11 protein-coding genes are annotated in these 13,411 nt (G+C 52.3%); 2 read left to right on the forward strand and 9 right to left on the reverse strand.

From position 1 onward, the window contains the following. Positions 1-66: 66 nt before the first annotated feature. From B036_RS31655 to B036_RS33420, 7 genes are all read right to left on the reverse strand, one after another. Positions 67-1,548, reverse strand: a complete 1,482-nt coding sequence (locus B036_RS31655; protein WP_020567558.1) for a lipase family protein — start codon at positions 1,546-1,548, stop codon at positions 67-69. 622 nt (positions 1,549-2,170) lie between these two features. Further along, positions 2,171-3,295 carry an aminotransferase class I/II-fold pyridoxal phosphate-dependent enzyme gene (locus tag B036_RS0104825; RefSeq protein ID WP_020567559.1) on the reverse strand — a complete coding sequence of 375 codons (1,125 nt, stop codon included), beginning with the start codon at positions 3,293-3,295 and terminating at the stop codon, positions 2,171-2,173. A 126-nt stretch (positions 3,296-3,421) separates the two neighbouring features. Continuing rightward, positions 3,422-3,802, reverse strand: a complete 381-nt coding sequence (locus B036_RS32850; RefSeq protein WP_071596756.1) for a WG repeat-containing protein — start codon at positions 3,800-3,802, stop codon at positions 3,422-3,424. Positions 3,803-3,878: 76 nt separating this feature from the next. After that, the gene (locus B036_RS0104830; RefSeq protein WP_020567560.1) at positions 3,879-4,802 is read right to left on the reverse strand and encodes an alpha/beta hydrolase; all 924 of its coding nucleotides are present in this window, start codon (positions 4,800-4,802) and stop codon (positions 3,879-3,881) included. A 461-nt stretch (positions 4,803-5,263) separates the two neighbouring features. Next, on the reverse strand, positions 5,264-5,818 hold the full coding sequence (locus tag B036_RS28095) for a CIA30 family protein (RefSeq protein ID WP_052333914.1): 555 nt from the start codon (positions 5,816-5,818) through the stop codon (positions 5,264-5,266). A gap of 159 nt (positions 5,819-5,977) precedes the next feature. Then, a complete protein-coding gene (locus B036_RS0104840; protein WP_020567562.1) occupies positions 5,978-6,388 on the reverse strand; it encodes an OsmC family protein in 411 nt (136 codons plus the stop codon). 243 nt (positions 6,389-6,631) lie between these two features. Next, positions 6,632-6,808 carry a phospholipase effector Tle1 domain-containing protein gene (locus B036_RS33420; RefSeq protein WP_169435032.1) on the reverse strand — a complete coding sequence of 59 codons (177 nt, stop codon included), beginning with the start codon at positions 6,806-6,808 and terminating at the stop codon, positions 6,632-6,634. Positions 6,809-7,015: 207 nt separating this feature from the next. Here B036_RS33420 and B036_RS28100 point away from each other — a divergent pair, with 207 nt between their 5' ends. Next, entirely contained in the window at positions 7,016-9,886 is a 2,871-nt protein-coding gene (locus tag B036_RS28100) for a WD40/YVTN/BNR-like repeat-containing protein (RefSeq protein ID WP_020567564.1), read from the forward strand. 142 nt (positions 9,887-10,028) lie between these two features. Here the strand turns inward: B036_RS28100 and B036_RS0104860 are convergent, their stop codons facing one another. After that, positions 10,029-10,676: a pyridoxamine 5'-phosphate oxidase family protein gene (locus B036_RS0104860; RefSeq protein WP_211217368.1), complete on the reverse strand. Its 648-nt coding sequence runs from the start codon at positions 10,674-10,676 to the stop codon at positions 10,029-10,031. A gap of 100 nt (positions 10,677-10,776) precedes the next feature. On the opposite strand from B036_RS0104860, the gene pdxR reads away from it, so the two are divergent. Then, positions 10,777-12,216 carry a MocR-like pyridoxine biosynthesis transcription factor PdxR gene (gene pdxR, locus B036_RS0104865; RefSeq protein ID WP_026231705.1) on the forward strand — a complete coding sequence of 480 codons (1,440 nt, stop codon included), beginning with the start codon at positions 10,777-10,779 and terminating at the stop codon, positions 12,214-12,216. 110 nt (positions 12,217-12,326) lie between these two features. On the opposite strand, the gene B036_RS0104870 is transcribed toward pdxR, so the two are convergent. After that, entirely contained in the window at positions 12,327-13,229 is a 903-nt protein-coding gene (locus B036_RS0104870; RefSeq protein ID WP_020567567.1) for a sugar phosphate isomerase/epimerase family protein, read from the reverse strand. Positions 13,230-13,411 lie beyond the last annotated feature (182 nt).

The raw sequence follows: 13,411 nt of genomic DNA on the forward strand, positions 1-13,411 counted from the left end.
GGCGACGCCTCGGGCCTGGAGGCCCTCGCCCCAAAATAGCTCCGGCAGATTGGTTTCTACCTGAAACTACCGTCCCCCACTAAGCCGCTTAAACTCCCCGTCCACAATCGCGCAACCGAATTTAAACAGGTATTGATCCATGCTGTGGTCATCGACCCTCCCCGTTTCAAATGTCGTGGAATAAGAGACCGACTGTAAGTCCTGTGGTAACACTTCTAAAAACACGGTTGAAGCTTCTACCGACCGGTTAGCGGCCCTCAGGTCTTCCCGGATGGAGGCCTGAAGCTCAGGAGACAGCTGATCAATGCGCTCCACCTCCAGACCGTCCTCCTGAGAGGACTCGACGGGGTTGGACAGTACATGACCAATGTCAAACCGGTTAGGCGTATCCCCCAGGTGCCGGTACCCGAGGATGCGCGGAGGGACCTGAGGGACGAGGTCGGTATTGTTAATGTGTAAGAAAGTCTTGTCCTGCAAAAGGCCGTCGTAGGCTGCTTTATAATCCCGATTCCCCACCCTGGGTGAGCCGTAGACGTATACACCGCCTACTTTGTTGGGGCCGGAAATGGCCTGGCGATAAGCCGCCAACTGCGCCAGGGCTGCGCCCAGGCTGTGTCCCGTGAAGTATACCTTTTTGTTATCGTCGAAGGTAGACAGCGTCATGGCGATCCGGTCCCACACACTGTCCAGTGCAGATTTAAATCCACGGTGTACCCTACCCTTTCCATCGATGGAACTGGTCTTCAACAGTTTGGCGTCCACGATCCAGTCCTGACCACTACCCGTACCCCTAAAGCAGACGACGATGTGGTTATCCTTAGCCACCACAAAAGACTGGGTGTCAGTTTTACCATCCTCAATCCAAGCGAAGGAATGGTACCCCCACTGTCTCAATTGCTTTTCGATGAAGTCGGGGTTAAGGTAGGCGAGGTGAGAAAAGTCGGCCAGGGTCATGGCGTTTTCCAGCGTCAACCGGCCAGCATTTTCGTCGAAGCCAAAAACGGAGGAAGGGATGACATCATCCCGCCCATAACGAACTTTATTGATGACCGGGCCAACCTTACGCAACGAATACGCCGGGCTCCATCCCGGCAGCACGCCCCAGGAGGGGCACGGGACCTCCCTTCCATTGATGAGCAGCAAGGAGGTACCATCCGCTGCTTTGCTTACCCCAACACTTAAGATCTTCGCGTATTCCGTCGCTTCGGCAAAAACGTCAAACTGATCGTCTTTATCGGTGGCTAATACGTCGGTATCATAAATTGGGATCGGGCCCTGGGTATTGATTACGTAGTGACGGTACATCTGATCGATGATTCGCATGCTTTCTTGCTCATCGCTCCCTGCTCCCCGAAGATGGTTACCGAACAAGATCACCGTCTCGGCCAGGTATTTGTTACTCGCCATCAGACTCATAACTAATTGCGAGGGATTATCACCGGCAAGGTATTGCCGGCAGATGGTCATGAAATCCTTCTTTTTAAGTCCGGCACCCGAAGTAACGGCATTCATGGAGGTTTCTATTTCTACCGGGCTGGGGGATTTCATAGCAGCTAAATTTGTGGATGATTTTTCCGGGGTACAACACGTAAGAGAAAACAGCAGCAGCAGGCTGGGGGCAAATTGCCGAAGTGGTCTTTGTAGCCAATGTCTCATTGTGCTTTTTATTCACATTAACTCCGGGAAGCCGGAGGCAACTGGATGGTCAAAAATATCTGTTCACCGAATCAAGATATTCGTTTTAGGGGACAATAGTCCATAATTCGCAGACCAGAGTGGTAAAACAAGGATTTCTACCTAAGCGGTTTCGGTAGACTTATACGGTACGCCCTGCTTTTTAACATCCTTTGCACCTGCGTCCCCGCCCACTTCCTTAGCAATCTAACGCCTCAGGGATCCAGGAAGAAGTTGGGGGCATGGTTGACTATCTGACTACTTGACTCTGTGACTATTTGACTGCAGAGGGCGCGGTCGCAGGTGCAAAGAGAGGGATTAAAAGCAATGATTGACCACACGACAGACCTCCCTCCAAGAGCTGTTTCGTCGCTTACCGAAGCTGACTTATTGATCCAATTCTGGCTACTATAAAGCTCAAGTGCCTTGGCGAAATATGGAAAGGTCAATCAAATTATTCGGGTGCTCCCCTCAACCAAGTGCTTACCAGTCCACATCACAAACTAACAAGCGTATCAAGTACAAACTCCTCAAACTTCTCAAGCGCCTCAGGTAGGTTCTTTCGGCCAAACCCTATTCTGAAGAATCCGCTGTAATCATATATTCCTCCGGGCAGCAGCAGGATTTTTCCGTCCTTCAACACTCGCTCTGCAAACGCCACGTCATCCGTATCGAAGTGCATTTTCACGAAGGCGATTGGGCCAGCAGTCGGCTTGTGCCAGGAGAACAGGTCGCCGTATTTCCCAAAGAACCGATCGTAGAGCGGCAAGTTGTCATGAACGATTTGCAGGTTTCGTTGCAGGATCTGCTGCCGGTTTCGCAAGGCAACGCCAGCTAAAAATTCGCTTGGCGCTGAATTACAGATCGTCGTGTACTCTTTCAGAATGGCGACGTTTTCCAGAATAGCTTTATTCCGTGTCGCCAGCCAACCAATTCTCAATCCAGGCAAACCATACGCCTTAGACATTACGCCAAGGGAAACTCCGTTTTCGTAAACATCCGCAAATGCCGGAATGGCATATTCAGGGCTGTGCTCTAACTCCCGGTACACCTCATCGCAAAAAACAATGATGTTGCGCTTCCTTGCGATCTCCACAATGGCGAGTTGTTCAGCTTTGGTAAAATGGTAACCCGTTGGGTTATGGGGAGCATTCAGGATGATCGCCTTGGTCTTGTCCGTCACCATGCCTGCCAATTCTTCCAGGTCGAAGGTGGGCCGGCTGCCTTCATATTTTACCATCCAGTTCAGCACCTTGCAGCCAATATCCTCCGGTACCGATTGTAAGGACTGGTAGCAGGGAGCCTGAACGATCACTTCATCTCCCGGCGTCAGGTTAGCGTGTGCAAACAGGAAAATTGGTTCCTGCGCGCCGGTGCAGACCAGCAAGTCTCCTGCGTTGATGTTTGTGTAAATACTGGCGATGTCTCGCCTTAATTCCGGGTGCCCCTTGGTCTCCGTATAACCCAGCCAAAGGTTGTTAAGCTTGACAGCAGCCCCGTCTTCCAGGGCTAATAAGTCACCGACGGTCATCGCTTCGCAATCTGAGTTACAGATGGAGTAATCTGAAGTGAATTCGTATTGGGTGTAGTAGCGTTCTAGTTTGAAGGGTTTGATGGTCATTGGGGGAGTGGTTGGATGGTCGGTGGATATCAGACGTTAAGGCAAGCTAGTGAAAACAACAGGAATCTTGGCTGTGCTTCAATTTTTCTGACTGAAGTCAGTGCTGGCATACAAAGCATCTGCCAGCTAAAACGGCGCTTGTCGCAGAGCGAGTACATCATTGGTTGAGACCGTCCTGTTTTTAGAATTTACAATACCGTATTTATCTCCTTTCTTAACTTTAAAATAACCACCATAAAAGTGTTCACAACTATTATATTTCGGTAAAATAACAGTATTGCCGCTCCGATTAATTATGCCTTTACCTTCATTAGTTTTTATTTCAGCAAATTCTCCCTCAAAGAATCCTGCATATTTATAGGTTGGTTTGATAACTATTCTCCCATTCACATCAGAATATCCCCATGCTGATTTTGACTTGTATGGAATCAAGGTTATTGAGACCCTTTGAGAAAAAACCGAATAATGGATCAAACACACTAATATTAAGGAAAATAGAGTTCTCATTACTTTTTTTTAATAATTAGGCTTGGTGCTCTTCAATAATTAATTTTCCTGGCAACTGTTTGCTGCTTGGCGTTAACTACTCCAACACCCAAGGATAAGCCTTAGCAAACCCCTTCCGCCACGTAGCGTGCCAGTGCCCTTCATCAGGCTCAATGTCGAAGTACAGTTGCTCTTTCGGTAGACCGGCCGCTAGCAGGCGGTCGCGCAATCGTTCGGAGCCTTCAACAATGGGTGTTTCCAGCGCACCGGAGTTGAGGAAGATACGGGCCTTGCTGAGATCGGGATGCTCGTCTATCAGCGACAACGATTGTGCTTCGTCTACCCACAGGGAGGGGCTGAAGATGATGCCAATGCCGTAGACGTCCGGGTAGGTCATTAAACTGTAGTGGGCCATCAGCCCACCCAGGGAACAGCCACCGATGCCGGTGAACGCCGGTTCGGGCCTGGTGCGGTAGTTGGTATCAACCCATTGCTTCAAGCCGCGGGCGTACCACTCAGCGTGCTGCTTGCCGAAGACCTCGCCGTCTTCCTTTACCTGGTTAGAGGGATAGGGTTTGTACTCCGCCGAGCGATTAACACCCGACTGGATCCCGACGACAATACACGCCGGTCCGCCGGCAGAATCAATGCGGTTTATTACCTCATCAACTTCCCACTCTGAGCCTTCGGCGATGATCTGATCGAAGAGGTTGTCGCCATCGTAGAAATACAGCACCGGGTAACGAACAGAGTCATTATCGTTGTAGCCACGGGGCAAAAAGATGTCTACGTCCTTTTGTTCGCCGAGGTAGTCGGCCGTAACCGCCTTTTCCAACCGTTGGGCGTTCGGGGCGTTGGTGGGTTCGGCGGTTTTCAGCCATTCCTTGAGCCAGCGGTCGTGCTTCCAGTCGCGGTAGGCGTACACGACAGTTTCGTCGAAACCCGTCACGTATACAATACCTGCGAGGATGGTAAGCAGTAGCCATCCGATCAATAGCCGGCGTTTGGTGGTGTTTTTCATGCGCGCTTCGAAATTAAACCTGACAAATTTGGTCTACAAAGTACGTAATCGGTAAGGGAGTAAACCAAATTGTCGCACTTACCGGTAGCACCTGAGTGCTTACGCCGGGTAAGTGCGACAATTTGATTTGCACCCAACGGTGCTAATGATATCTGGTAATCAAAAAATTAAAAGCCGAATCTCCTGTATCATGGAGAAAAATTATGATGCACCTAGAAAACCACAGGTCGGCTTAAAGCCGACCTGTGGTGAGAACTTCTCGCCAGGCGAGTGCTCCTATATTTTATAGCTTAAGGACGCCGTACAATTAATTTACTGGTTTTTGATCTGACACTTTTGTTCCCTCCTCGCTTAAAAATTCTTTGCATAGCCTTAGCTATGGAAAGAATTTTCAAGTGTGGTGGCGGCAAAATAAGGCGGTCAAAAGACGTTTGTTATTTGTACGGCGTCCCTTAAAGGGATTAAAGTACCGAGATGGCTTCAAGCAGTAATTCAAAGTCCTCTGCTTTACCATTTCCGATCAAGATTTGTATTTCCACAATTTTCTCTCCGGCATAGTTGGGAACGTCAACTGGCTCTCCGTGGTAAGTAGCCTCCATGGCGTCAAAGGGGATGGTTACGATTTCCCAGTCATTTGCCTTAGTCGGAAACGTAAAAGCATAGGAATGACGCCCTTGGGGAGTCCGTACCCGAAAATTATAGTCCTTACCATCTCCTTTAAGACGGAGGCAGAAAGCGGATTTCCCCGTAACCACGTAAGGGTCTTGTTCTATGGTTTGCTGAAAAGAGCAAAAGCCCCCATTATTTTCCAGGGAAACGTGGCCGAAAAATCTTGCTTGCCCTTCCTCCGTAATCTCAAGATGACTTTCAGAGCGTCCACCCATGACTACATCATCCTCCACGGACCAGTTGCCCTGCCCCTGCTCAGAGAAGTCATAGAGTACGGTTACGCCGGCACCGTCGTTTTGATTTTTAGCAGAGGCAGATGAATTATCCGGGTTGATTGAACTAGTCATGATGGCTGTAATTAAGGTAAAAGAAAGAACGAATATTCGCATACCGTTATAACCAGAAGTGATACCGGATCGTTCGTTAAAACATTCTACTTGATATTACTTCATCAGATTCTTTTGATTCTCGTATACGGCCAGAAACGTAAACATGAGTCATGCTATTTACTTCAAAGTATAATTCATCGTAATATCCGTATTCAGCACTTTAGAGATGGGGCAGTCCTCCTTCGCATTGTTGATGATCTTGTCGAACTCATCTTTATCGATGCCGGGCACCTCTGCCGTCACCTCCAGATGGCTTTCTACAATGGTGAGGTCCTGAAAATCGACGGCGCACTCAGTGTGCAGGTCGCCCGGAGTATAGCCAGCATCGGTGAGCATATTGCTGAGGGCCATGGTGAAGCAGCCGGCGTGGGCTGCGGCGATGAGTTCCTCCGGGTTGGTGCCCGCGCCGTCCTCAAAACGGCTGTGGAAACTGTAGTTCTGTTTGTTCAGGGTCTTCGACTTAGTCGTTAGCGTGCCTTTACCTTCTTTTACGGTGCCGTTCCATTCGGCGGTTGCAGTACGTTTCATAGTTACATTATTTTAATATTGATACGTAGTTGCAAACCGGATTGTTCATTCCAGCCCCCAGGGGCCAGGAGAAAGGATAGCTCTGATAAACAGGATTATTTACCTTATTCAATTGATCATCGATGCAATCATTCCGTAAATGCTTCCATCATTTTACCAGGTTTTCGCAGCCAAAAGTTAATCCGAGAACCCTGGTGATTGATCTGCCGACAGCAGTAAGCGCTCCGGGGGCGCTTTCAGTGCCTAAGCCAGGATCATAGAATACCACCTGCGACGGCCATCGGCCGTTGAATTATTGAGCCTTTCAGCTATCCGAACCACGTTCGTTGGCCTGTAGACGTTTACTTGATTAGACGTACCATCGCAGAGCACAATGATATTTTTTCCAAGCTGAGCTACTTTGTCGTTAGTTTCGTTCATAGCTGAGTGATTAATTTTCGTAATATGCATTTATTCAAGGGGATAAAGCATTACTTTCCCAACCTAACCGGATCAAAACCAAAAATGAGAGACTTACCCATTACAAAACACTGCTCCTTAGTCCACTTTCTCTGCACCGGCGGCCGCGCCCAGAAAAAAAGAAGAAAGGGAAAAAGGAGTAAAGGAAGGACGCCAATTTTCTTCCTCATGCTCCCCTTACTACTTTTCTCCCTTACGCCCTTACTCGCCCAACGGGCGACCACCGCCCAGGAGCGACAGCAAGCCTACCAACAACGCCTGGAGCTGCAAAGCAACAGCCCCGCCGCCGGCCTTGAGTTCACCAATATCGGCCCAACCATCATGAGCGGCCGGGTATCGGACATCGCCGTGGACCCCGCCGACGCGACCCATTTCTACGTCGGCTACGCTAGTGGTGGCCTGTGGGAAACGAAGGACAACGGCATAACCTTCCAGCCTCTTTTCGACGATCAGGCCGTGATGACGATCGGCGCCATCGACGTCAACTGGGCCAAAAAGACCATCTACGTCGGCACCGGAGAGGTCAACTCCAGCCGCAGCAGCTACGCCGGTAATGGCGTCTACCGCAGTACAGATGGCGGGCGTAGCTGGCAACATATGGGCCTCGACGAAACCCACCACATCGGCCAGGTCATCGTTGACCAGAAAGACCCCTCCACCGTTTGGGTAGCTGCCCTGGGCCACCTCTACGGTACCAACCCCGAGCGCGGCGTCTACAAAACCACCAACGGTGGCGAGACCTGGACCAAGACCCTCTTCGTCGATGATAAAACCGGTGCGGTTGACCTCATCCGCGACCCCCGCAACCCCAACGAACTTTTCGCAGCCACCTGGGAACGCCAGCGTTGGGCCTGGGATTTTAAGGAGTCCGGCCCCGGCAGCGGCGTCTGGCACAGCACCGACGGCGGCTCGAACTGGAGCCGCATCAGCAACACCAACGCGGGCTTCCCCACCGGCGATGGTGGCGGGCGCATCGGCCTGGCGGTCAGCTACGATACTAAGGGCAAACGCCACCTCTACGCGGCCATCGACAACTACTTCCGTAAAACTGCGGAAGAACTCGATAAGGAAGATGATGATTCGCTCACCAAGAACAAACTGCGCAAAATGGACAAGGCTGCTTTCGCGGACCTGAAAGAATACCAGGTGGAGGACTTCTTGCGCAGTAACGGATTCGATCGTTCACTCAACGCCAAAAACGTCAAGGCCAAAGTCGCGGCAAACAAGGTGACCACCGCCCAACTCGTCGAATACCTCGAAGACGCCAACAGCCTGCTTTTCGAAACCCCGGTAAAGGGATTCGAGCTCTACCATTCTACCTCCGACGGAAAAAAATGGGCCCGGACACACGACGATTACCTACCGACGATCTACAATACTTACGGTTACTACTTTGGCACCATTTCCGTCCATCCCGAAGACCCGTCAACAATCTACGCCATGGGCGTTCCCATCGCCAAATCCACCGACGGCGGTAAGACCTGGGGCGGTGCTAACGGTGACAACGTCCACGCCGACCACCATCATATGTGGATCAACCCCAACCGCCCCGATCACCTCATCAACGGCAACGACGGCGGTGTCAACATCAGCTACGACGGCGGCAAGAACTGGATCAAATGCAACGCTCCGCCCCTGGGCCAGTTCTACGATGTTGCGGTGGACAACCACCCCGACGGCTACCGCGTGTACGGCGGCTTGCAGGACAACGGCACCTGGCGCGGGCCCGGCGATTACGAAGCCAGTCCCGGATGGACACAACGCGGTGAGTACCCCTACAAAGCCCTCTTTGGCGGCGATGGTATGCAGGTACAGGTCGATCCCCGCGACAACGAAACCGTCTACGTTGGCTTCCAGTACGGCAACTATTTCCGGCTCAACCCCAAAGAAGGCACCCGCAGTTCCATTACCCCAAAACACGAGCTCGGCGAGCGTCCCTACCGGTGGAACTGGCAGTCCCCCATCCTCATCAGCCCGCACCAGCCCGACATTTTCTACCTGGGCAGCAACTTCCTGCACCGGAGTTTCAACCAGGGCGAGAAGATGGACATCATCAGCCCGGACCTGACGCACGGCGGCAAAAAGGGGGACGTTGCTTACGGCACGCTGACCACGATTGATGAGAGCCCGTTGCAGTTCGGCTTGCTGTACACCGGCAGTGACGATGGCAAAATTCACCGCAGCAGCGATGCGGGCACCACCTGGAAGCGGATTGACGAAAGCCTTCCGCAGGACCTCTGGGTCACCAATGTCTCCGCCGGCAAGCACGACAAAAAGGTCGTTTATGCCACACTGAACGGTTACCGGAATGACGATTTTGCGGCCTACGTTTACCGTAGCGAAGATATGGGAGACACCTGGACGCCGATCGGGAAAAACCTCCCCAACGAGGCGGTCAACGTTATTCTGGAAGACGCCGAAAACGAGCGGCTGCTGTTCGTGGGCACTGATCATGGGCTGTACGTGAGTATGGACCGGGGCGATAAATTCGTCGCTATGCACGGTGGCTTACCTGCCGTGGCAGTACATGCACTGGCCATCCAGGAAGAGGCGGAGGACCTCATCGTTGGCACCCACGGGCGTAGTTTGTACAAGGCCAACATTGGCTTGTTGCGTACGGCGGCGGTCGACAAACCAGTCCTTACCATGGTGTCACCGGGCAGCCTGCGGTATTCCGACCGGTACGGCAGCAAGGGTTTTAATTTTGAAGTACGTGAGCCGGAGACCGAATTCAAGGTGTATTTACCGGGCGCGGCCGCAGGTGCAGTACTCAGAATTAACAGCAAGGACGGAACAACGCTCTTCACTAAAAACGTCGACCTGCAACCTGGCGTCAACGTTATCCCCTACGACATGTCCTTCGATGGCAGCTTCGCCCAAATGATGGAAGGAGCCCTCAACGAAGACCGTAAAAAAGATACCAGGGCCATCACCGTTAAAGCGGCTGACAACGGGGTCTATTACCTCCGGGCTGGTAAGTACACTGCGGTGCTGGAGGTGGATGGGACTATGGCGGAGGCTTCGTTTGTCGTGAAGTAGGTTTTTTGAACACCTTCTTTTTAACCACTAAGGCATTAAGGACACTAAGGGCTGCACTAAGTTTTTTCTTGTGTGCCCTTAGTGTTAACTCTCCCTTTCCTTTCCCTTAGTGCAAAACTTACTCCCCTTAGTGCCTTAGTGGTTATTCTACCCTTCTCCCCCTCAAGTGCAAAGGCAACTCAATCCCCTCAGCACCCGGCCCGGCAACCGCCGCCCCCCGCAACGGCTTAATCGGTATCAACCCCGTCCAGACTTCCCGCTCACTTTCATGTGGTGACGGCGGTCCCTGCCGAATTTTCGCCGATGCTTCCGTCAGCGGCACTTTTATTGCCAGGGTTTTGGCCATCTCCTTGTCCGTCATCGGAATCAGGTAATCCCAGCTACCGGGCACCATCTTTTCCGTCAACTCTTTAAAGGCGGCGTACTTTTCGTCGTGGTCTTCGATCACTTCTGGCTTTCCCCATACCACTACCGACCGATAGTTGATCGAATGTTCAAAAGCGGTTTTCGCCACTACGATGTCATCGGCCAGCATGACGGTAATGCATACCTCATCCAGCTGGGCGAGGCTGCGGAAGAAATGGCTTCCCACCGAGGCATGGAAATAGACTGCATCCCCTACCCTCACGATGGACTGTGGAATAGACCGGACCCGGCCTTCCCAAACGAAACTCATGGTGCAAAACAATGCCTCATCAAGGATCGGGTAGATCGTTGCCGCATCATGGTGCGCACGCTTGGGATAGCGGGAAGGAGTAGTTCTGGGTGGTTGATCTTTCATTGCTGACATTTGAGCCAAAGTTGACGATTTCCCAATGGCTATAGTGCAAAAATACCGCCAACCGGACTACCTTTACCAGCCCAATATTGCAAAACAAAGTAGTCCACTTATGCTAAGGCCACTCACCCTCACCCGAAACAATGGCATTGCGCTTTACCGGCAGATCACGGAGGGGCTGATCGAACAGATTCAACTGGGATACCTGCAACCCGGCGCCCGGCTGCCGAGCAGCCGCCAGCTCAGCCAGCAATTGGGCGTTCATCGAAAGAACGTCGTCCAGGCCTACGAGGAGCTGCAAATTCAGGATTGGATCTCAACGGAAAAAGGGCGGGGAACCTTCGTCTCTACCGACCTGCCCGACATGGAGGCACGGACCCTGGTGGCGATTCCTGAAACTGAACTTGCACCTGCGGCCGCGCCCATAAAATTACCCGCTTACCTAAAAATAGAGGAGTCGGTCAACCACCTCCCCTTTCACCTCGACGACGGGCTCCCCGACCCCAGGTTAATCCCCCTAACGGAGCTTGAACGTGCCTGGAAGAGTGCCCTGCGCCGTGGCAATCAGTACCACCGGCTCGGATATACTTCCCCACAAGGGCTATTGCCCCTCCGCAAAGCATTGGCCGATTACCTCGGTGCCACTCGTGGACTGATGGTTGGCCCCGAACACATCCTGCTCACCCGGGGCGTCACCCATGCACTTCATCTGTGCCTGACGGCACTGGTCAAACCGGGCGACAAAGTCATTGTTCCGGAACTTAATTGGCACAATGGCAACAACTCCATCCGTTATCACGGTGCTAAATTATTAACGGCCAGGCTCGACGACAAAGGTCTCGATACCGATCATGTAGCGGAGCTTCTGGAGGAGCATGATGTTCGGATGATCTACCTTACGCCACACCATCAATACCCGACTACGGTCATCATGCCCGCTGCCCGCCGCATCCGCCTGCTGGAGCTCGCCCGCCAACACAACCTCTTCGTTTTTGAGGACGATTACGACTTCGACTTCCATTACGGCAACGTCCCCATCATGCCCCTGGCCAGTGCCCGGCACGACGGGCGGCTACTCTACGCCGGCTCCTTTACCAAGGCCATCTCGCCCGCCTTCCGGCTGGGCTATCTTGTCGGCGAACCCGCTTTGATCGAACAGCTTACGCGCCTCCGGCGCATCGTTGACCGGCAGGGAGACCCCGCCCTGGAACATGCCGTACTCGAACTCTTCAGGCTGGAAGTCCTGCCGCGCAGCCTACGACGGGCACGGGGCATCTATCAGCGCCGGCGGGACCACCTCGGAAAACTGTTGCAAGACAATCTAGGCGATAAAGTCGACTTCCGCCTGCCAGATGGCGGCATGGCCATATGGACGACCTTCAACCAGAACATCGACCTCGTAGAAGCCAGCAAAAAAGCCGCCCAATCAGGCCTTAGCTTCTCCGACGGCAGCCAGTATCCTGGCAGCCGGAACGGTACACGGCTTGGATTCGCCTCCATGACGGAAGAGGAGCTGAACCAGGCGATGGAGATATTGGCAAAGGTGATATAATGCAGGAATAGAGACCACGGAGTGGTCGAATTTTCATTTGCCCCGGGTGAAAGACTGCGACGCGGTCTTTTACCCGGGGCAAATAGAATTGATCCCTCCGGATCACCCAATTATTCAAACCCAATCTCCTTCAACCCCTTATGACTGATGGCGATGGCCTCCAGTGCTGTGTGATTGAAGCACCTATCCTGCTCCACGAGGTAAAACTCCATACCGGCCTTTTCCCTGGCTGCCAGGATACGTTTGAAATCGATATTCCCTTCGCCCACGGGCGCAAAACGGCCCTGGTCGTCCATGTCCTTTACGTGCCACCCTTTCCAGCGGCCGGGAGCCTTGTCAAAATAAGCCAGTGGATCTGCTCCTGCTTTGGTTACCCAGTAGAGGTCCATCTGAAAATTCAGGTGCTCGGGGTTAGAGTTCTCGATAAAATAATCGATTGGAACTATCCCGTTTTCGTCCGCCACAAACTCAAAATCATGGTTGTGATAAAGGCACTGCAGCCCGGCTTCCGCGCATTTCTGGGCAATCATGTTGATGTTCTTCATCACCATATCCGGAGCCTGATTCATACTTAAGGTATTGGTTTTGGGATCAAAACTGAAGGCGCCCATCGGTGGTACGGGCAAGACGAAGTAGGTAAAGCCTGCGGCCTTTACGTCAGCGATCATCTGATCAATGTTTTCGGGCGTAGCACCTCCCTGGTGCGAACTCATTGGCTGTAGCCCGGCCTTTTCCAGGGTGCCTTTAAACTCGGTGGGGGTCATCCCATAAAATTTTCCATCTGCGTAGCCAGCGGCTTCCACGTACTTATAGCCAAGGTCCGCGACGTGTTGTAGTACGCCGGCAACGTTGCCCGAAATAGTATCCCGAAGGGTGTACAGCGCCAGGCCACCAAAATCTGCATCCGCTTCAGGAGCAGCTACTTCCGGTGCTTCGGTGGTCTCGGTGCTGGTAGCATCTTGTCCACAGGAGGAAAGAAGAAGGAGTAAGAGGAAAGGAAAAACATGCTTCATTATCATCGTGAATTTACTTGTGCATTAGGGGCGCGGACGCCGGTGCATTGGATTGATTAAGGGGGCAATGTAAGGCACCCTGACCACTAACGATTAACAAATCTTCCAACCATGTGGATAACAAACTGCACCTGGGTGCTAACTGAGAAGCCGTCGGACGAAGTTTTTACCGACTGCGTCAG

The sequence above is a fragment of the Neolewinella persica DSM 23188 genome (genome assembly GCF_000373105.1).
GTDB classification, from domain to species: Bacteria; Bacteroidota; Bacteroidia; order Chitinophagales; family Saprospiraceae; genus Neolewinella; species Neolewinella persica.